Raw genomic sequence first — 20,355 nt, forward strand, 5'->3', positions numbered from 1 at the left:
TCCATGAAGGCCGAGCCCATGATGCCGAACATGTCGGTCACGCCGTTGGCGGCCAGGGTTTCCACGAACGCTTCGGAAGGCGTCATCTTTTGCGGGCCTGCGGGGATGGCGGCGGTGGCCGCTGCGGCGGCTTTCTGGTCGGTCATGTCATTCATGGGTGTCTCCGGGTCGGTGGTGATTAAGGCGGTCAAATACGGCTGTTGAATACGATCAACTTATTTATCAAAAAACGGTATATTTTGTTCCGAAATTTGATATACAATTCAATTTAAGCGTTCGGCATGTAAAAGTCAAACAGAATTTCGAGGAAACGGTACAATTTGAGTTCGAAAATGAAATAATTGAAGTAACACTCATTGCTACCCAACCGAGGCCACCATGGACATGATTTCATCCCCAAAACTTGAGCCAGAAAAACTGGAAGGCGACACGCCCACGATGCGTTTGTTTGCCTTGCTGGAAGTGATTGCCGAGAAAGACCAGCTGCTATCGCTGCAAGCGCTGGTGGAAGAAACGGGGCTGCCGAAACCCACCCTGCACCGCATGCTGCAACAGCTGGAAAGCGTGGGCGTGCTGCAGCGCGAAAGCGATGGCCGCCACTACAGCACGGGCGTGCGCCTGCGCCGCCTCGCGTCGAACCTGCTGATTAACAACACTTTCCATGGTGCCCGCCGCATGGTCTTGCGCCAGCTGGTCGAGGAAGTGGGCGAAAGCTGCAACCTGACGGCCTTCAGCGGCAGCGAAGTGGTGTACCTGGACCGCGTGGAAACGGCGGCCCCGCTGCGCTTCTACCTGCATCCCGGTTCGCGGGTGCCGGCCCACTGCTCGTCGAGCGGCAAATTGTTCCTCGCGCAGATGACGCCCGTGCAACGGCGCCGCCTGCTGGGCCACATGGAATTGACGCGCTTTACGGACAAGACGGAAACGGACCCCGTCAAGCTCGAGCGCGAACTGGAAGTGGTGCGCCGCAACGGCTATGCGCTGGACGATGAGGAATTCCTGCCCGGCCTGCTGTGCGTGGCCGTGCTCGTGCCGAACCCGAACGGCCGCTCGAACCTGGCCGTGGCGATCCAGGCGCCCATCATCCGTTTGACGCACGACAAGGCTTTACATTTCTTGCCGGCATTGCAGCGCGCCGCGCAAGCCCTGGCCGCCATCGAATCGGAAACCATGCCGACGACGGGCGGCGACGACACATTGCAGGCTGGTCATTCAGCAAGTCACTCATAACGCCGCGGCGCCCGTGCTGCGGCTTCACAGGAGAACAAGGTGCCAGATTCACGCCAACATCCCCCCGCAGCGGCGCAAGCCCCGCACCGCATGCAGTCCGTGCGCAGCCTGTTCCACATCGACAGCGACCTGCTCGTGCCCGTCTTCACGGAGCGCGACCCGCACGTGCCCGACATCGACCCCGCCTACCGCTTCAACCGCGACGTCACCCTGGCCATCCTCGCCGGTTTCACCCACAACCGCCGCGTGATGGTGCAAGGCTTGCACGGCACGGGCAAGTCCACGCATATCGAGCAGGTGGCGGCGCGCCTGAACTGGCCCTGCGTGCGCGTCAACCTCGACGGCCACATCAGCCGCCTGGACCTGGTGGGCAAGGATGCCATCGTGCTGCGCGAGCAGCAGCAGGTGACGGAATTCCAGGAAGGCATCGTGCCCTGGTCATTGCAGCGCCCCGTGGCCCTGATCTTCGACGAGTACGACGCGGGCCGCCCCGACGTGATGTTCGTCATCCAGCGCATCCTCGAGCGCGACGGCAAGTTCACCCTGCTGGACCAGAACCGGGTCATCACGCCCCACCCCCACTTCCGCCTGTTCGCCACCTCGAACACGGTGGGCCTCGGCAACCTGAACGGCATGTACCACGGCACGCAGGTGCTCAACCATGCGCAGATCGACCGCTGGAATATCGTTGCCACCCTGAACTATCTGCCGCAGGCGGAGGAAACGGACATCGTGCTGGCGCGCGTTCCCGCCATGAACGACGAGGCGGGCCGCCAGCTGGCGGGCCGCATGGTGGCCGTCGCCAGCCTGACGCGCCACGGCTATGCGGCGGGCGACCTGTCCTGCCTGATGTCGCCGCGCACGGTGATCACGTGGGCGGAAAACTGCCAGATCTTCCGCGACCCGGCCCTGGCCTTCCGCCTGTCCTTCCTCAACAAATGCGACGAGGCCGAGCGGCCCATGGTGGCCGAGTATTACCAGCGCTGTTTCAATGAGGAATTGCTGGCGAGCCAGGCATGAGCGCCGAAGCGACGGCCCCCGCCGCCTACACGCGCGAGCAGCAGGAAGCGGATGAACTGTGCGCGGGCGCCATCCGCGCCCTGAGCGGCGTTGCCGCCATCCGCTACCGGGGCCAGCGCCTGCACGACGGCCACCGCCCGCTGCCCATCCACGCGGCCCATCTGCAGCCCGATGCGGCACTGCAGGATCTGCCCTCGCTGCGGGGCGCGGCCGACAGCGTGGCCCTGCGTCTGCTGCACACGGACGCCGCCCTGCACAAGTCCCTGTGCCCGGCAGCCCCCGTGGCCCGCCTCGTCTTCGAGCTGCTGGAGCAGTTGCGCGTGGAAACGCTTGCGCCAGATCAACATGCCGGCGTCATCGCCAACCTGCGCCACCGCTTTACGGCCTGGTCGCATGCGTTCTACGATTCCGGCCTGGCCGAGGGCGCGTCGGGCTTGCTGCTGTACACCGTGTTCCAGATGTGCTGGTCGCGCCTGACGGCCCGCGCCGTGCTGGAAAAGACGGAAGATTTCATCGAGGCGACGCGCTGGTCCCTCTCCTCCCAACTGGGCGGCGACCTGGCGGGCTTGCGCCGCCACCGCCTAGACCAGGCCGCCTTTGCCCGCCACGCGCTGGCCATCGCCCACGCCGTCGATGCCATGCTGCAAGAGGCGCAGGCGGCGCAGGATGGCGGCCAGGACGAGGCAGGTGACGCCAAGGCGCAGGCGGCCTTCAGGCTGCTGCTCGATTTCGACAGCGACAACGACAACCTGCCCGATGCCGCCCCACTGGGCGAGAGCCGCGCCTTCACCGATGGCGATGGCGGCTACAAGGCGTACTCCACGGCATATGACCGCGAAGAAAAAGCGGGCGAACTGGTACGCCGCGCCCTGCTGCTGGAATACCGCGCGCGCATGGATGAACGCATCGCCGGCCTGGGCATCAACACGGCCCGCCTGGCGCGGCGTTGCACGCAGTTGCTGGCCGTGCCCCGGCGCGACGGCTGGTCGTTCGGCGAGGAAGAGGGTTACATCGACGGCCGCCGCCTGGCGCAGCTGATCAGCTCGCCGTCGGAGCGCCGGCTGTTCCGCAAGGAACAATTCCTGCCCCAGGCCGATTGCCTCGTCACCTTCCTCGTCGATTGCTCCGGCTCCATGAAGACGCATGCGGAATGCGTGGCCGTGCTGCTCGACATTTTATTGCGCGCGCTGGACCAGGCGGGCGTGACGACGGAATTGCTGGGTTTTACGACGCGCCCGCCAATCCTGGCCGCCTGAACGAACGGCTGCACATGGTCTTCAAGGAAGGCGATACCCCGTGGCGCCGGGCGCGGCCCGACATCGCCGCCCTGCTGAAAGCGGACCTGTACCGCGAAGGCATCGATGGCGAAGCCGTGGACTGGGCCTGCCAGCGCATGCTGGCGCGCCCGGAACGGCGGCGCATCCTGCTCGTCGTCTCCGACGGTTGCCCGATGGATACGGCCACCAGCCTGGCCAATGACGAGTTTTACCTGGCCCAGCATTTGAAACAGGTGGTGGCGCGCCGCGAAGCGCAGGGCGCCGTGGAAATCTGCGGGCTGGGCCTGGGGCTGGACCTGGGCGCCTACTACAGCCGCAGCCTGGCCACCACCCTGCCCGCCTCGCTGAACAATGAACTGTTCAGCGAGATTGCGCAGCTGATCGGCGGGCGCAGCCGACGCTGATCAAGCCCGGGGCTTGCGGCGGCGCGCCATCACGCCGGCCAGTGCCAGCCCCGTCAGCAGCATCACATAGGTTTCCGGTTCCGGCACGGCACTGATGTATTCATACGTCACTTCCACGCGGCCCGAGGCGGCCGTCTGGAACTGGGTCAGCAAATTACCGGAACCGCTGCCTGTCGAGGAACCGACCGCATTCAAGCCCAGATAAATCAAACCGCCACCTGCCGAGGAAAACAGGGCAAAGTCGCTGGCGCTGGCGCTCGTGTAGCTGTTCGACCCCGTGCTCGACCGGGGTCCCGTGCTGGCGCCCGACGTCCCCGCGAAATCGATGCTGCCATCGAAGGCGCTCAGCGCGAACGTTTGCGTGAACAGGGGATTGGCCACCAGCAAGGTGGAATGATCGGGACGGTACAAGGTCAGCAGCGAGGCCAGGCTCAGGGTCACGTCGGAAGGACCGGCGTCCAGGCTTTCCGCCTTGCCGCTGCCCTGCACGCCGCCTTCCAGATGGAACTTGATCGACGTCAAGGTGCCCAGGTTGCTGTCGAACTTGCCCAGTCCCAGGGTGTCTGACCAATTGGTGGCGCCCAGGGCACGGTCAGCACTGAAGCTGATGGTCTGGGTGGCCGCCTGGGCGGAAGATGCGGCGCCAAGGCCTAACACGGCGGCGGCGGCCAATGCGATGAGAGATTTGTGCATCGATGACTCCTGTTCATTCAATGAGGGGACGTGGATCATGCAGTGATTCACACGGGAAACGCGAGGGTAGCCCCTCGCGCCGCAGCCCGGCAATGCCGCTATCCAGGCAATTCATTGCAATAAATGAAAGAGTCGCAATATACTCAGTTTGTTGCAATTTTAAAAATAAGTATTGTTATTTTGATTTCCTATGCAACGATCATGCAGCACAACGAATGTAGCGCGGCAGCCTTGCTGGCGCCTCAATCGACGCAATAACGCACGGCATGCGCTTCCATCGGCAGGGGGATTTCCCAGTTCCACAGCATCGCTTGCAGTTTCTTGTTGCTCAGCGACGTGTCGCGCTGGCCGTTGCGTCTGAGTAACTCCTTGCGCGGCTGCTCCAGGTACACGAGTTCCACCTGCGCATGATATTTATAGAGCAGGTTGAGCGTCTTTTCGCGCATCAGCCTGGACAGATGCGTGGCGTTCCACACGAACGGTTCGCCCTTGCGCAGCAGCTCGCGCGCCCGCTCCTCCGCGTAATCGCCCACCTGCCCCTCGTTCTTGCCATGTTTCAAGCCCAAGGCCGTCCGCGCATCGTCGAAGGAGACGACGGGCAGGCGCGGATGGTGCTTCTCCACCCACGTATTCTTGCCCGACGCAGGCAAGCCCGACATGACGATCACGTGCGAGCCCGGCTCCTGGAACAGGGGATAGTCGGGATGCGCCTCGGCGCCGCGAAAATATTTTACGCGCGTGTGATCGTCGACAAAGGCGCGCCGCTGGCCGTAGCAGGCCTCCTCGCGCGCCAGCTCGCGGAACAGCTCGATGGCATCGAGGATGCGCTGCGGGTCGGGACAGATGCGTCCCCGGATATCGGCCTCGGCCAGCATGGCCAGCAGGCGGATATCGACCTGCCACGACAGTTCGCGCACGGTGAACTCGGGCGTCACGCCGCGCCGCGATTGTTCCAGCGCAAAGAACGGCACTTGGTGCACATTGATCAGGCGGCAGATTTCCTCGCGCGCGGCAAACGGCACCTCAACATCCCACAGGGCGATGCGCGCGTCGAGGGCGCCCTTGCGCGAGTGGCCCGGCTGGCCGATGGCGCCCGTCACGGGGTCGATCACCGTGGTGCTGCACTTGGCCACGTCGTGCAGCAAGGCGGCGAGGAAGACGATTTCCTGCTGCGCCCGCGTCGCTTGCTGGTAGTCGGGCATGGCCAGCAAGGATTCCACCACCATCATCGTGTGCGTCCACACGTCGCCTTCCGCGTGGTACACGGGATTTTGCGGCGTCGTCTTCGCCAGTTCCAGCTGCGGGAAGGCGGCCAGGCACGCCTTGAAATCGGGCGAGCGGCCCGCCATGGGCACCAGCTGTTGTAACTGTTTCCAGTTCATTTTGTACTCCTTGAAAATACTGCCAGTTCGTCGAGCGAACGGCAGGTGTGCAGGCCCAGGCTGTCCCACGTGACGAGGGGCTGCGGCGCGTACAGGTCCACGCCGTCGGCCAGCTGGTTGGGAATCAGGGGACGCGTGCTGTGGTGCGAACCGCTGTCGAGGATGGTTTGCGTAAAGTCATGCCGCACCAGCTTGTAGCGGGCCAGCACCTGCTCGTCGTCTTCCACTTTCAGGTACAGCCCTTCCGCGTGGTCGGACTTGTCCGTCTGCTTCCAGCACAGGTCCAAAGGCAGGCGCTCGCGCGCCACCACATGCTCAAATGCGTCGCGCCACAGGCGGGACTTGGCCAGCGAATGGCGCAGCAGCAGCCACAGCTGTTTCGGCGTGGCGGGCATGGCGCCCGCATACAGCACGGGCACGGACAGCACGGGCGAGCCGGCCAGCATGGCGTGGCGCCGCGCCGTCGACAAAAACCTCTGCGTGCGGCGGCAATACACGTCGAACTCGTTGAAGTAATGGGGCAAGCGGTCGTAAAACACGGAATGCTTGCTGTAGGCCCATTCGCCAAACAGCACGTACTGATCTTCCAGCAAGCCCAGCAAGGCGTGTTCATGCGCATGTGCCCACGGTTTCAGCAGGTTGAACTGGCGTTCGCTGCCGCCGCCCGCCAGGTAGTGGCCGCGCGACTGCAGCAGCACCTCGCCCGCGTCGCTGAACGACACGGCGGCGTTGGCGCCATCGATTTTTTCCTCGATGACGACGTACTGGCCGGCCAGCTTTTTCAAGGGCATCTGGTCGGCACCATCGTCGCCATCCTGCAGGCGCGAACCTTCCAGGTGCGGCGTGCGCGGGTATTTGAATAAGGGTAAAGATTGTAAAAACATAGCGTCCCACGCCGCGTTCACCGCAGGCGTGTCCATACAGGGTCAGGGATGCTGACGACGAATCCGGGCGTGGACGGTCAAGGCCTATGCCTTGAAAGCGTGTGCGGGAGGGGAACAAACAGTGCCGCAGCAATCGGGGGCGTCAACGCGCCGAACGATGCTGCAGAGAGCATTTCGTCAGCGTTAGCAGGTGATGGCGAAGAAGCGAGGCACTTTTGGCTCCAATAAGGAAGAGGTTCGAGAAAGAACGGGGAATATAACGGCTGTTTGATTATTTTGCAAGGCGCACGATTCAACGGTGTTCAACCGTGCGCCTGGCCACCGGCCGGCGTCGCGCAGGCACGACACCGGCCGTCAGGCTGTACCTCAGTAGCGGTACTCGAGGTTGAGCCACACGCGCGGCTTGGGATCGCTGTTGCTTTCCGACAGAGGACGGCCGCCCGTGGTGCGCCAGGCCAGGGCCACATCGGCGCTCCACGCCTGCTGCTGGTAGCGCAAGCCCAGGCCGCTGCCACGCAGGCTGCGCCGGTTGTCGCTGGCCGGCGCCGGCTTGGTGTTGACGGCGATGCGTCCCGCATCCATGAAGGCATACGGCGTGTAGTTGCCGGCGGCATAGCGCAGTTCCAGCTGTGCCAGGCCCCCATTGTCGCCCGTCGCTTCCCCGGATGGATAGGCGCGCACGCCGCTGGCGCCGCCCAGGCTCAGTTTCTCGGACGAGTCCAAGTTGGTGTCGGCCTGCTGCCAGCTCAGGTGGGCCATCAAGCTCAAGCCGGCAGGCAAGGATTGCAGTCGCACCACGTCGAGATTGACCTTGTGGAAGCTGCCCCTGGTCTGGTAATAGTCCACGGCCGTCAAGCCCGCGTCGAGCTTCAGCTTGCCTGGCGTCCAGCTCACGCTGCCGTAGGTCATGCCATTGTAGCCATCGCGGAGGTCGAATTGCAGGGCCAGCGGCAGGGACTGGCTGGACTTGCTTTCATGGGTCAGGGTGCTGTCGCGGTTGTCCTGCAGCTCCTTCGATTGATAGGTGGCGATCACGGTCAGGTTGGCCTGCTGCGAGCGCAGGATAGGATAGCTGAGTCCGGCGCTGGCGACCTTGGCCGTGCCATGCGCATCCAGGCTGGCAAATTCCTTCGCCAGCACATAGCGGGTATGCGAATAGCCCACCGTGCCGCGCAAGCCGGATGCGCCCAGCGGCAGGCTGTAGCCAAGCGAACCGAGCCACAACTCTTCCTCGCTGAGCAAGGCCCGCACGCTGATCTGGTCACCCAGCAGGAAGGGACTGTTGATGTCGACATTCGCGCGCACGCGGTTTTTGCCCGTGTAGCGGCTGCCGGCATTGTCCAGGCCGATGTCGCCGCGCACGCGCTCGTCACGGTCGACCTGGACGACGAGGTCGCCCGTGCCCGCCTGCGTGCCGGGACGCATGGTGGCGCTGGAACGGATGCCCGGCAAGTCGTCCAGCAGCAGGGTGGCCCGCTCCAGGGGGCCGCTGGCGATGACGCTGCCAGGGCGCAAGCCGTCGAGGAAGGCCGTCGCCCGCTGCGCCAGGAGCGCATCGCCGCTCTCGGCCAGCACCGCGCCGTAGCGCCCTTCGATGACGTCGATGCGCAAGTTGCCCTGGTCAAGGTCTTGCGGCGGCAGGATGGCGCGGGCAAACGGGTAGCCGCTCGCCTGGTAAAAGGCCGTGATGCGCTCGGCCAGGCCGCGCAAGCCGGCCAGGTCGAACGTCTGGCCCCTGACCTCGCCCAGCGCCGCGTACAGCGCTGCGTCGTCGAGCATGGAATTGCCGGCGACCTTGATCGAACGCAATACCACCGTGGGACCGCCAGGTGCCACGGCATGCGCGTCGAGCGGCACCTGGATGGTCAGCGGCTGGCTCGCGCGGGGCGGAGCCAGCGGTGCTTGCAATTGCTGCAGGGTCTGGCCCGCATCAGGAAGGACTTGCGCCTGCGCGCCCGGTGCGACATGCAATAAAGCGTATCCCAGCGCGATGGCAACAGCAGTGCGCCGTGGAGTTTGTTGTGTTTTCATAAGTCTTTTTTCAGGTTGAATCAGTACAATCATTGCGCCACGCCTCCCGCGACCGGGGCGGCAGGAGCGACATTGATGCCGCCGTTGACGACAAAGATGCGGGTAAAGCCCGGCGTGCCGCTGTCGCCCTGCGCCGGCAATGCGGCCAGCAGCGTGCCTGGCGCCGGCGTGGCTTGTGCCTCTTCGACAACAGGCACCAGGGCCAGTCCGCCGATCAGGGTGACGCTGTTTGGCGTGCTCTTCACGGCGGGCGCCGCGAACACGGGCGCGGCCACTCCCGCAGCGCCAGCCGTCGTGCCGGCCACCGCATCATTGACGCCCGTGGTGACCTGGCGCCGCGCCAGGCGAATCGCATTTTCCAGCGCCGGATCGGCATCGATGGTCAAGCTGCCGTTCTGTGCCGTCACGAGGTAGTTGCCGTTGGCCAGGGCCGATGCATCGATCGTGTAGCTGCCCACGTTCTCACCGCTTGCGCGACGTAGCACGCCGGCCAGGCTGTCGCCCGCCACCAGATTGCCTTGCGTGACCTGATACGTGAGGCCAGGGTCGACGTTGCCATAGACCTTGTTCTTCGCATCGGCCGTCACCGTGATCGGACGGGCATCGATGGTCAATGCACCGTTTTGTGCCGTCACCACATAGTTGCCGTTGGCCAGGGCGGAAGCGTCGATCGTGTAGCTGCCGACGTTTTCACCGGCCGTGCGGCGCAGCACGCCATTCAGGCTGTCGCCCGCCACGAGATTGCCTTGCGTCACCTGATACGTCAGGTCAGGATCGACGTTGCCGTAGACCTTGCTCTTCGCGTCCGCCGTCACCGTGATGGGACGTGCATCGATGGTCAAGGCGCCATTTTGTGCCGTCACCACATAGTTGCCGTTCGCCAGGGCGGAAGCGTCGATGGTGTAGCTGCCCACGTTTTCGCCCGCAGTGCGGCGCAGGACACCGGTCAGGCTGTCGCCGGCCACCAGATTGCCTTGCGTGACCTGATACGTGAGGCTCGGGTCGACGTTGCCGTAGACCTTGCTCTTCGCATCCGCCGTCACCGTGATCGGACGGGCGTCGATGGTCAGGGCACCGTTTTGTGCCGTGACGACATAGTTGCCGTTGGCTAGCGCCGAGGCATCGATCGTGTAGCTGCCCACGTTTTCGCCAGCGGTACGGCGCAGCACGCCACTCAGGCTGTCACCGGCTACCAGATTACCTTGCGTGACCTGATACGTCAGGCCAGGGTCGACGTTGCCGTAGACCTTGCTTTTCGCGTCTGCCGTCACCGTGATCGGGCGGGCATCGATGGTCAAGGCACCGTTTTGTGCCGTGATCAGGTAGTTGCCGTTGGCCAAGGCGGAAGCGTCGATCGTGTAGCTGCCCACGTTTTCACCGCTTGCGCGACGCAGGACACCGTTCAGGCTGTCGCCGGCCACCAGATTGCCTTGCGTCACCTGGTACGTCAGGCCCGGGTCGACGTTGCCGTAGACCTTGCTTTTCGCGTCTGCCGTCACCGTGATGGGGCGCGCATCGATGGTCAGGGCACCGTTTTGTGCCGTCACAACATAGTTGCCGTTGGCCAGGGCCGAGGCATCGATCATGTAGCTGCCCACGTTTTCACCGGCCACACGGCGCAGGACGCCAGCCAGGCTGTCGCCCGCCACGAGATTGCCTTGCGTCACCTGATACGTCAGGCCAGGGTCAACATTGCCGTAGACCTTACTTTTTGCATCCGCCGTCACCGTGATGGGGCGGGCGTCGATGGTCAAGCTGCCATTTTGTGCCGTCACCACATAGTTGCCGTTGGCCAGAGCGGAAGCGTCGATGGTGTAGCTGCCCACGTTTTCACCGGCAGTGCGGCGCAGCACGCCATTCAGGCTGTCGCCCGCCACGAGGTTGCCTTGCGTGACCTGGTACGTCAGGCCTGGGTCGACGTTGCCATAGACCTTGCTCTTCGCGTCGGCCGTCACCGAGATCGGACGGGCATCGATGGTCAATGCACCGTTTTGTGCCGTCACCACATAGTTGCCGTTGGCCAGGGCCGACGCATCGATGGTGTAGCTGCCGACGTTTTCACCGGCTGTGCGGCGCAGAACACCCGCCAGGCTGTCGCCTGCCACGAGATTGCCTTGCGTGACCTGATACGTGAGGCCCGGGTCGACGTTGCCATAGACCTTGTTCTTCGCGTCCGCCGTGACCGTGATCGGACGGGCGTCGATGGTCAAGCTGCCGTTCTGTGCCGTGACGACATAGTTGCCGTTGGCCAAGGCGGAAGCGTCGATCGTGTAGCTGCCGACGTTTTCGCCAGCCGTGCGGCGCAGCACGCCGGCTAGGCTGTCCCCTGCCACCAGATTGCCTTGCGTGACCTGGTACGTCAGGCCCGGGTCGACGTTGCCGTAGACCTTGCTTTTCGAGTCCGCCGTCACCGTGATCGGGCGGGCGTCGATGGTCAAGGCGCCGTTTTGCGCCGTGATCAGGTAGTTGCCGTTGGCCAGGGCCGACGCATCGATCATGTAGCTGCCCACGTTTTCGCCGGCAGTGCGGCGCAGCACGCCAGCTAGGCTGTCGCCAGCCACCAGATTGCCTTGCGTGACCTGGTACGTCAGGCCCGGGTCGACGTTGCCGTAGACCTTGGTCTTTCCATCGGCCGTCACTGTGATGGGGCGCACATCGATGGTCAGGGCACCGTTCTGTGCCGTCACAACATAGTTGCCGTTGGCCAGGGCCGACGCATCGATCGTGTAGCTGCCGACGTTTTCGCCAGCGGTACGGCGCAGCACGCCGGCCAGGCTGTCGCCCGCCACCAGATTGCCTTGCGTGACCTGGTACGTCAGGCCAGGGTCGACGTTGCCGTAGACCTTGCTCTTCGCGTCGGCCGTGACCGTGATCGGGCGCGCATCGATGGTCAAGCTGCCGTTCTGTGCCGTCACCACATAGTTGCCGTTCGCCAGGGCCGAGGCGTCGATGGTGTAGCTGCCCACGTTTTCGCCCGCAGTGCGGCGCAGGACACCGGCCAAGCTGTCGCCCGCCACCAGATTGCCTTGCGTGACCTGATACGTCAGGCCTGGGTCGACGTTGCCATAGACCTTGCTCTTCGCGTCGGCCGTGACCGTGATGGGACGCGCATCGATGGTCAAGCTGCCATTTTGTGCCGTGACGACATAGTTGCCGTTGGCCAGGGCGGAAGCGTCGATGGTGTAGCTGCCCACGTTTTCGCCGGCCGTGCGACGCAGCACGCCGGCCAGGCTGTCGCCGGCCACGAGGTTGCCTTGCGTGACCTGATACGTGAGGCTTGGATCGACGTTGCCGTAGACCTTGCTCTTCGCGTCCGCCGTCACCGTGATGGGACGCGCATCGATGCTCAGGGCACCGTTCTGTGCCGTCACCACATAGTTGCCGTTCGCCAAGGCCGACGCATCGATGGTGTAACTGCCCACGTTTTCGCCCGCAGTGCGGCGCAGGACGCCATTCAGGCTGTCGCCGGCCACGAGGTTGCCTTGCGTCACCTGGTACGACAGGCTGGGGTCGACGTTGCCGTAGACCTTGCTCTTTGCATCCGCCGTCACCGTGATGGGGCGGGGGTCGATATTCGCGCTGACGCTGCTGGTATTCAGCACATAATTGCTGTTTGACAAGCTCAACGTGCTGGAATCGAAACTGCTGTAGCGGCCGGCATTGCGGCTGCCGACGGTGGCCGAGCCGGCGACCGTCGGGGCGCGGTCGCCATTGACCAGCCCAGACAGGACAAAGCCGGCATTGAAGGTGGCGCTGCCGTCGTAGGTCTTCGTCACGGCCACGTCCAGCGGACGGGGCGTGACCGTCCAGTAAACAGGGCCGCCCGGCGTCAGGGTATAGCCCGTCTTGCCCAGCACCAGGCCCGTGTCATAGCTGATCGAGTAGACGCCTGCCGAGGACGTGGCCGTGGGCGCGCCCAGCCAGGAAACCGTGCCGCTCGCGCTGGCATCGGTGATCAGCGTGCCGCCGCTCAGGGCGTCGTACAGCGCATAGTTAAAGACAGGCAAGTCGCCATACACGCTGGTGCCTGGCGTCAAGCGGATGTACACGGGCTTGGAAGCGTTCCCGGCCGCATTGTCGACGGAAACAATGGCATCCTTCAATTGCGCCACGGGCGCCGCCGCGTAGTACACGGACAGGCCGCCGGACTGGCCCGGCGCCAGGTCGGCCGCGCGCAGGAACATGGCATAGCTGCCGTCTGTCTGGCCGGAAGCGGCGGCCGTGCCGCGCGGGTTCTGGTTGATGGCGTTGGAAAACGAGCAGCAATTGCTGTGCACGGTATCCACGCCCGCCGTCGTGGAATAGAACAGGATGGCCGAGCCGCTCGTCGTGCTGTTGGTTTCCGTCACCATAATGGCGTTGGAGCTGGCCTTGTTATCGGTCAAGGTCGCAAAGGCACCGGACACGATATTGCCCTTGGTCTTGTAGTTGGCATCCGACTCGCCGATAAAATCGTCGCCCGTGCCCAGCCACATGCGCACATTCGTCAGCGGCGTGCTGCTCAGATTGGTGAGCCGGCTATCCATGTTGACGAAGGCATCGCCCGCCTTCAGGGTATAGGTGTGCGCGATGCTGGCCGACTGGTTCAGGGTGCTGAAATTGAGCGTCCCTGTCGTCACGATCGAGCCCATGCCTTCCTGGTAGCCGGCGATATTCAAGGAACGGTTGCTCAGCGCACTGGAGTAACTGCCGCCCATGCCAGGGAAGCCGCCGCCCATGCCGCCGTCCGCGATCAGCACTTGTCCATTGTTATTCCAGGCATTGCTGCCATTGCCGCCTGCGGCCACGGCAAACTCGAAGGGCCGGTTCAAGGTCAGCATGTACCAGCCGTTGCGGCCGGGGGTGGTGTTATCGAAATAAAATGGCGTCTTCAACAGCCCGTCGTCGGTGAAGGAGTTTTCATTACCATTGCCGAAGCGTATATTGCCGTTGCTTAACACCAAATTGTTCACGCTGCCGGCGCTGCCCTTCTTCCAGGTAAAGGCGCTGGCCGTGGGAATATTCACGGCCACGCCCGCTGCCACCTTGTAGGCGCTGCCGGCGCCATTGGCCGTCGCCTGGCCATACTGGTAGGCCAGCGATCCGCTGCCGGTGGCGTTCAGGGTCGCATTGATGTTGATGTTGCGCTCGGCGGTCAGGGTGAGCTTGTTGGCCGACCAGCTGATGGCGTCGTTCACGTGGATGTCGCCATTGCCGCCCGCCGTACCCATGCTGGTGGTCATTATGGTGAAATTGTTGCTGGCCAGGGCGCTGGAGACGGCCGCGCCCGTCATGTTGCCGCCGCTGGCCGCCACCGTGAAGTCGTTCGGGTCGATCAGCCAGTCGCCCGTCCTGCCGCCGGCCGAGGCCGTGGTGACGCGCACGGCGCCGATGTCCACGTGGTTGGCGCTGGTTTCGATGAAGCCGCCATCGCCGCCCTGGGGCGCGCTGGCGTCGAGCACGCCGGCAACGTGGACGCTGCCCTGCTGCATGTCGCCGAGCAGCACGATCTGGCCTTTTTCGCCGGTGGACAGGGTGTGCGCCTCGATCACGCCCTTGTTGTTGATGACGCTGGAGGCCAGGGCGCCCGCCGCCTTGGCAGTCAGGTAGACCTGGCCGCCATCGGCGCGGATGGCGCCGCCATTTTCGATCAGGGTATCGAGCGCGCCCTGCGTCACCTGCAGCTTGACGGGGCCGCCCAGGTCCAGGGTGACCTGGCTGCCCGCGCCCATCAGCACGCTGCCCGCATGGGCCGCGATGCTGCCGCTGTTGCTGATGCGGGCGGAAATCAGGGCCACGTAGCCGCCGTCGGCCGCGTGGATCGTGCCTTCGTTGACGATGCTGCCGCCCCCCTTGCCGTTGAACACATGCTTGCTGCCGCCCAGGCTGGCATTGTCGATATCCAGGGTCGAAGCGACGAGGCCGCCCACGTTGACCTGGGCCGTGCGGCCGAACAGGATGCCGTTCGGATTGATCAGGTAAACCTGGCCGTTGGCGTTCACGCGCCCGAGGATTTGCGAACCGTTGCTGTCGAGAATGCGGTTGACGGCCAGCGCGGACGACGAAGGCTGGACGAAATTGACGGTTTCCTTGCTGCCCACATTGAAGCTGGCCCAGTTCAGCGACGCCTGCTGGCTCGTCTGCTGGACCGTCGTCGTCGTGCCGGACTGCGTGATGGTGGCCGTGCCGGCCACCACCTGCCCGCCCGTGGGTCCGGCACAGGCCGGTCCGCCCAGCGCCAGCGCCGCCATGACGGCCGCGGCGGCGGCCAGCTTGCGGCGGCCGCCCTTGCCACGGCCGTGCGAAGTCTCGGCAACGGCGACCCAGGCGTTCAGGACGTGGCTCCAGACGAGCCGGTAAATGTGATTCAGTGATCCGTGGCGATGCATGCTGTCTATCCTTGTTGATGTTGTTACAGGGAGCGCCCTGCACCGCCTCGTCCGCTTCAGCGCAAGGGGCAGTGCAAATGACAATCTCGGCCGTGCATGCGCATCACGCGCAGGCGACCGTTTTCCTCGCTCCATCCCTGTTGCCTTTCACTACACATTCGTAGCCAAAAGACACAAAAATTTCCTTGGGGAAAATGTAACAAACATTGCGGATTTATAAGTGAGCAAACCTGAGCGATTCCCGACTAAATCAGTCGGAAATGCCGGCCATCTAGGCGGGTAGTTGCAATGAAAAACTGATCACGCCATCCATGCCCGCACTGTCGAGCATGACCTTGCCGCCATGCAGCTCCGCGATGCGCTGCACCAGATACAAGCCCAGTCCGGCACCGGGCTTGTGCTGCGCGATACGGCCACGGAAGTACTTCTGGAACAGGCGCGGGATTTCATCGGCGGGCAAGGGATCGCCCTCATTGCTGACGGTCACTTGCAGGCCAGCATCGCCGTGCATCGTGGCCTGCACGCGTATGGCCGACACCTGCGGCGCGTGGCGGTCCGCGTTGCTGAGCAGGTTGCGCAAGGCGACGCGCAGCAGGCCCGGGTCGCATTGCAGCTGCGCCGGCAAGACGCCCCAGTGCGCTTCCACCCTGCCTTCCGGCCACTCGGCCAGCACGGCGCCGATCAGCTTGCGCGGGTCGCAGGACTGGGGGCGGAAGGTGGCGGCGCTCGTTTCCATCCGGTCCGCGCTCAGGTATTCATCGACGAGCGCCGTCATGCGGCCGCTGGCCTCGCGCAGGTTCTGGCAGCGCTGCAGGGTTTTTTCCCACACGGCAGCGGGATTGCGGGCGATCTGCTGGGCCGTCGTATTGATGATGGCCAAGGGCGTATGGAATTCATGGGACACCATGGCAACGAAATCCTGCTGCTCTTCGCGCGTGCGCGTTTCCACCGCCAGCGCCTCGCGCAGCTCGCCTTCCAGCGCCGCGCGCCGGCCGATTTCCTGCTGCAGGGCGGCCGTGCGCAGCAGCACTTGTTCCTCCAGCCGCTCATTGAGGGCGCGCACAGCCCGCACGGCTTCCGCCTGCGCCAGATCCTTGGCCCGGCGCAGGTCGGCGTAGCGGCGGTTGAGGCGCAAGCTCATCAGCATCATGTGCACGAAGGCGCCCAGGGTGGCCGCATGGTTGGTCCAGAAATTGGGCGGCAGCACGCCCATATTGCGCAGGAAACTGATGATGGCACCGGCATAAAAAATGCCGAAAATCAGCAGGAAGGCGCGCGCGCTGCGGTGGCCGCGCCATGACAGCCAGCTCGCCGTGCCGATAAAGAGTACGATCAGGGGCAGCGCCGTGTACTGCACGGCAAGCACGCCCGTGCCATATTTTCCGCGCAGCACCAGGCAAGCGCCGGCCACGGCCACCACGCAGGAAATCCACGCCAGCCAGCGCGTCACGCGGGGCAACAGTTCCGGCAATTCCAGCTGCAGGGAAGAAAAGCGCGTGCCGACGGCCAGCGACATGCACAGCGACATGCCCACGATGGGGTCGGACAGCCAGTTCGGCATGGCGAAAATCTGCTGGGGAATGGCGATCGTGAACGCTTCCGTCGTCGCGCTCGTGCACACGTACAGCAGATACCAGCCGCTGTGGGCTTCGCGCGTCATGCGCCAGAAGAAAATGTGGAACAGGATCAGCAATAAATAGGTGCCGAACTGCAAACCGTAATACAGGTATTCGCGGCGCGAGGATTCGTCAAACGCGGCGCGCGGCCACACGCTCAGCTCGGTCGACATGGATTTCTTGCTGTGCAGGCGCACGAGCCAGCGTTCGGTCGTGCCCGCATTGAGGCGCAGCGGAAAGACGACCTGGCGCGCATCGACGGGCCAGTCGTCGCGCGCGATGGCGGCGCCCGCTTCCTGCAGGCTCCAGTGACCCTCGCCGTCCAGCCGGTACAGGCGCACGCTGTCGAGCACGGCGTTGCTAAAACGCAACACCCAGTCATCGGGCGCATCCGCCGCGCGCCGCACATCGAGCAGCAGCCAGAGGACGTCGTCCGTATAGCCGGCACTGACGGCGCCGGGCAAGGCGCGCCAGCCGGGCGACGCCAATGCCCCGGCAGGCCCCAGTTCGCCTTGCGGATCGCGCAACAGCAGCATGTGGCCGCTGGCCGACACCTGCTGGCCAGTGTCGGGCAGCAGCAGCGGCGCCGGCGGCGCGGCGCGCGCGGCAAGCGGATGCAGGGCAGTGAACAGGAGGAGAATGGCAAGCAGGAAACGCATGGCGCGGCAGCTTAACACAGCCATATCAAGGAAGCGACAGGCTGCCTTCACGCCAGGCAGGCGATCGGTTATCCTTGCGCCATGTTGAACCTTATTTTGCTTGAAGACGAAGCCGTGCTGCGGCAGGAACTGACCGAATTTCTCGGCGACTGCGGCTACCGGGTCAGCGCCGTTGCCGACCTGGCCAGCTTTCATGCCAGCTATATCCCCACCCTGCACCATATCGCCATCATCGACCTGGGCTTGCCCGACGGCGATGGCATGGCACTGGTGCGCGCGCTGCGCGCCCAGGGCCGCCAGCTCGGCATTGTCGTGTTTACCGCGCGCGGCGCCACGCAGGACAAGGTCAACGGACTGAGCGGCGGCGCCGACCACTACCTGCCCAAGCACACCGACCTGGAAGAACTGGCGGCCACCCTGGGCAGCTTGCAGCGGCGCCTGGGCGAACCGGCAGCCGCGCCGACGTGGATACTGGAACTGGGGCCGCGCCGCCTCGTGCCGCCAGGCTGCAGCGCCATTGCATTATCGCAACAAGATACCACCGTGCTGCAGGTGCTGATGGCCGAGCCGGAGCGCATCGTCAGCCGGCAGCAGATCGTCCAGTCGCTGGGCGAGGATTTCCTCGACTACGACCAGCGTCGTCTCGACACGCAGATCCGCCGCCTGCGCCGCAAGACCGAGCAAGCCACGGGCCTGCCCTTGCCCGTCAACACGGCGCGCAACGCCGGCTACCGCTTCTTTGCCAACGCGGCCGTCCGGCCCTGATCCGGCATCCCTAGGCCAGCAGTTGCGGCACGGCCGCCGCCATCAGGGAAATGCCGATGGCCGTCAGCACGGCAAACGCGATGCGGCGCATGCCGCGCTGGGCGATGGGCGGCGGGTAGCGCTTGCCCGCCATGGTGGCCAGCACGCCCACGGGCAAGGCCAGCATACACAACAGCAAAACCTTCCCATCGAGCTGGCCCTGGCTGCCCGCCATCAGCGAGCGCCCGCCCGCGCTGATGGCGAACAAAAAGATCAGGCTGTAGCGGATGGTGATCAGGCTCATTTCCTGGCGGTAAAACTGATACACGAGGGGCGGTCCCGCCAGCGAAAACAGGCCCGAGAACAGGCCGCCGCACACGCCGCTGATGAAGAAGCTGCGTTTGTCGGCCGCGCCCGGTCCCGGCGGCGCCTGCAGCAGGATGCTGACGCCGCCATACACGATGGCCGCGCCCAGCAGCAGTTTCAGCAGGGGCGCATACGCCTGGTCCAGGTATCCCAATAGCAAGACGCCGGCCGCCATGGCCGGCAGCAAGCCGATGCTGGCGGCGCGGATGGCGCGCCAGTCCAGGTGGTGCAAGGCGCCCGGCAAGGCCACCAGGCAATTGGCCAGCGACAACAAACTGACGAGGGCCGCCAGCGCGGGCACGGGCGCCAGGCCCAGTCCGCTGGCCACGCCCATGACGATCATGCCCAGGCCAAAGCCCGTGACGGTCTGGAAATACGTGCCCGCCGCCACCACGCCCAGCAGCGCCAGCACGGGCAGGCTGAACAACTCAGCGCCCACCCTGGGCCTGCACGGCCGTGACCGCAATGACGTTGTACACGTCGTCGGCGCTGCAGCCGCGCGACAGGTCGTTGGCCGGTTTCTTCAAGCCCTGCAGCAAGGGACCGATGGCGACGGCGCCGCCCATGCGCTCGGCCAGCTTGTAGCCGATATTGCCCGCGTCCAGGTTGGGAAAGACCAGCACATTGGCGCGGCCATTCACGACGGAATCCTTGACCTTGCGTTGGGAAATCTCCGCCACGATGGCCGCATCCAGCTGCACGTCGCCATCGATGGCCAGCAGCGGACGCTGGGCCTTGACCCGGTCCGTGGCCGCATGCACCTTGTCGACGGCCGCGTGGTGGGCGCTGCCGCTGGTGGAAAACGACAGCATGGCGACACGGGGCTCTTCCATCAGCAAGGCTTGCGCGCTGTCGGCGGCGGCCATGGCGATGTCGGCCAGTTCCTCCGCCTTCGGATCGACCACCAAAGCGCAGTCGGAAAAGATGAAGCCGCCCTTGAGGCTGTGGAAAGGCTCGCACAGCATCATCAGGAAAAAGCTGGACACGAGCTTGAAGGCCGGGTCCACGCCGATGATCTGGATGGCGCTGCGCACCACGTCGGCCGTCGTATGCACGGCACCCGCCACGCAGCCGTCCGCGTCACCCAGGCGCACCATCAGGTTGGCATAGCACAAGGGCGCTTGCACGGCGCTGCGCGCCTGCTCCACCGTCATGCCCTTGGCTTGGCGCAGCACAAACAATTGCTGGGCATAGTGTTCCGACTCGCTGGAAGTGGCCGGGTCGACCAGGCGCACGCTATCGAGGTCCAGCGCGTGCTCCCGCGCCAGCGCCACAATGGCGGCCGGCTGGCCGACGATGGTGATGCGCGCCAGGCCTTCGCTGGCAGCCCGCACGGCCGCGCGCAGCACGCGCACGTCGTCGCCCTCGCACAGGACGATATGTTTCGGCACGGCCCGGGCTTGGGCGATGATGCGGTGCAGGGCTTTCATGGGTACTCCAATTCGGTAAAAAAATGCCGGAACCATGGAAGCATGAAACATGGTTCCGGCACATAAAACCCGGCAGGCCGGGGTCATACAAGGATCGGGCGTATTGATGGCTTACGCAAAATCATCCCAACGTCGCAAATGCGGGGGTCGGCCCCGGCAAGGGGCCTGCCTCCCGGTGGAGGCAGGCCGATTGCCAAGCGACCGCCCCCAGTCCCCGCTTTGGGGTGACTTAGACGTAGTCTTTGTACTTG

11 protein-coding genes and 1 pseudogene are annotated in these 20,355 nt (G+C 64.6%); 4 read left to right on the forward strand and 8 right to left on the reverse strand.

The genetic code is table 11. From position 1 onward, the window contains the following. The first annotated feature begins 378 nt into the window (after positions 1–378). From EBS11_RS25505 to EBS11_RS25515, 3 genes and pseudogenes are all read left to right on the forward strand, one after another. Positions 379–1,230, forward strand: a complete 852-nt coding sequence (locus EBS11_RS25505) for an IclR family transcriptional regulator (protein WP_290607778.1) — start codon at positions 379–381, stop codon at positions 1,228–1,230. A gap of 90 nt (positions 1,231–1,320) precedes the next feature. Further along, positions 1,321–2,250 carry an AAA family ATPase gene (locus EBS11_RS25510; RefSeq protein ID WP_290607804.1) on the forward strand — a complete coding sequence of 310 codons (930 nt, stop codon included), beginning with the start codon at positions 1,321–1,323 and terminating at the stop codon, positions 2,248–2,250. After that, positions 2,247–3,931: pseudogene (locus EBS11_RS25515) on the forward strand (cobalt chelatase). Before EBS11_RS25510 ends, EBS11_RS25515 begins: the two are co-directional and overlap by 4 nt. On the opposite strand, the gene EBS11_RS25520 reads toward EBS11_RS25515, so the two are convergent. From EBS11_RS25520 to EBS11_RS25545, 6 genes are all read right to left on the reverse strand, one after another. Beyond that, positions 3,932–4,624 carry a choice-of-anchor E domain-containing protein gene (locus EBS11_RS25520; RefSeq protein WP_290607780.1) on the reverse strand — a complete coding sequence of 231 codons (693 nt, stop codon included), beginning with the start codon at positions 4,622–4,624 and terminating at the stop codon, positions 3,932–3,934. It abuts the pseudogene before it with no gap. A 242-nt stretch (positions 4,625–4,866) separates the two neighbouring features. Beyond that, positions 4,867–6,006 carry an AAA family ATPase gene (locus tag EBS11_RS25525; RefSeq protein ID WP_290607782.1) on the reverse strand — a complete coding sequence of 380 codons (1,140 nt, stop codon included), beginning with the start codon at positions 6,004–6,006 and terminating at the stop codon, positions 4,867–4,869. Next, a complete protein-coding gene (locus tag EBS11_RS25530) occupies positions 6,003–6,890 on the reverse strand; it encodes an RNA ligase family protein (protein ID WP_290607784.1) in 888 nt (295 codons plus the stop codon). The genes EBS11_RS25525 and EBS11_RS25530 overlap by 4 nt, the downstream gene beginning before the upstream one ends. Positions 6,891–7,256: 366 nt before the next feature. Continuing rightward, complete coding sequence (locus EBS11_RS25535; protein ID WP_290607789.1) at positions 7,257–8,921, reverse strand: ShlB/FhaC/HecB family hemolysin secretion/activation protein; 1,665 nt, start codon at positions 8,919–8,921, stop codon at positions 7,257–7,259. A gap of 29 nt (positions 8,922–8,950) precedes the next feature. Beyond that, on the reverse strand, positions 8,951–15,289 hold the full coding sequence (locus EBS11_RS25540; RefSeq protein ID WP_290607791.1) for an MBG domain-containing protein: 6,339 nt from the start codon (positions 15,287–15,289) through the stop codon (positions 8,951–8,953). 271 nt (positions 15,290–15,560) lie between these two features. Continuing rightward, a complete protein-coding gene (locus tag EBS11_RS25545) occupies positions 15,561–17,564 on the reverse strand; it encodes a sensor histidine kinase (protein ID WP_290607793.1) in 2,004 nt (667 codons plus the stop codon). Positions 17,565–17,645: 81 nt separating this feature from the next. On the opposite strand from EBS11_RS25545, the gene EBS11_RS25550 reads away from it, so the two are divergent. After that, positions 17,646–18,329 carry a response regulator transcription factor gene (locus EBS11_RS25550; RefSeq protein WP_290607795.1) on the forward strand — a complete coding sequence of 228 codons (684 nt, stop codon included), beginning with the start codon at positions 17,646–17,648 and terminating at the stop codon, positions 18,327–18,329. 10 nt (positions 18,330–18,339) lie between these two features. Here EBS11_RS25550 and EBS11_RS25555 read toward each other — a convergent pair whose 3' ends face one another. Together EBS11_RS25555 and pta are read right to left on the reverse strand one after the other, a co-directional pair. Then, complete coding sequence (locus tag EBS11_RS25555) at positions 18,340–19,101, reverse strand: TSUP family transporter (RefSeq protein ID WP_290607797.1); 762 nt, start codon at positions 19,099–19,101, stop codon at positions 18,340–18,342. A gap of 1 nt (position 19,102) precedes the next feature. After that, positions 19,103–20,104: a phosphate acetyltransferase gene (pta, locus tag EBS11_RS25560; RefSeq protein WP_290607799.1), complete on the reverse strand. Its 1,002-nt coding sequence runs from the start codon at positions 20,102–20,104 to the stop codon at positions 19,103–19,105. Between the last annotated feature and the right edge of the window lie 251 nt (positions 20,105–20,355).

Origin of the sequence: Janthinobacterium sp., from assembly GCF_009923995.1 — a bacterium.
Lineage (GTDB): Bacteria > Pseudomonadota > Gammaproteobacteria > Burkholderiales > Burkholderiaceae_D > Janthinobacterium.

Coding starts and splice junctions, on each gene's coding strand:
- EBS11_RS25535 (WP_290607789.1), bottom strand. CDS start 8,921: ATGAAAACACAACAAACTCCACGGCGCACTGCTGTTGCCATCGCGCTG.
- EBS11_RS25525 (WP_290607782.1), bottom strand. CDS start 6,006: ATGAACTGGAAACAGTTACAACAGCTGGTGCCCATGGCGGGCCGCTCG.
- EBS11_RS25530 (WP_290607784.1), bottom strand. CDS start 6,890: ATGTTTTTACAATCTTTACCCTTATTCAAATACCCGCGCACGCCGCAC.
- pta (WP_290607799.1), bottom strand. CDS start 20,104: ATGAAAGCCCTGCACCGCATCATCGCCCAAGCCCGGGCCGTGCCGAAA.
- EBS11_RS25520 (WP_290607780.1), bottom strand. CDS start 4,624: ATGCACAAATCTCTCATCGCATTGGCCGCCGCCGCCGTGTTAGGCCTT.
- EBS11_RS25505 (WP_290607778.1), top strand. CDS start 379: ATGGACATGATTTCATCCCCAAAACTTGAGCCAGAAAAACTGGAAGGC.
- EBS11_RS25540 (WP_290607791.1), bottom strand. CDS start 15,289: ATGCATCGCCACGGATCACTGAATCACATTTACCGGCTCGTCTGGAGC.
- EBS11_RS25510 (WP_290607804.1), top strand. CDS start 1,321: ATGCAGTCCGTGCGCAGCCTGTTCCACATCGACAGCGACCTGCTCGTG.
- EBS11_RS25550 (WP_290607795.1), top strand. CDS start 17,646: ATGTTGAACCTTATTTTGCTTGAAGACGAAGCCGTGCTGCGGCAGGAA.
- EBS11_RS25545 (WP_290607793.1), bottom strand. CDS start 17,564: ATGCGTTTCCTGCTTGCCATTCTCCTCCTGTTCACTGCCCTGCATCCG.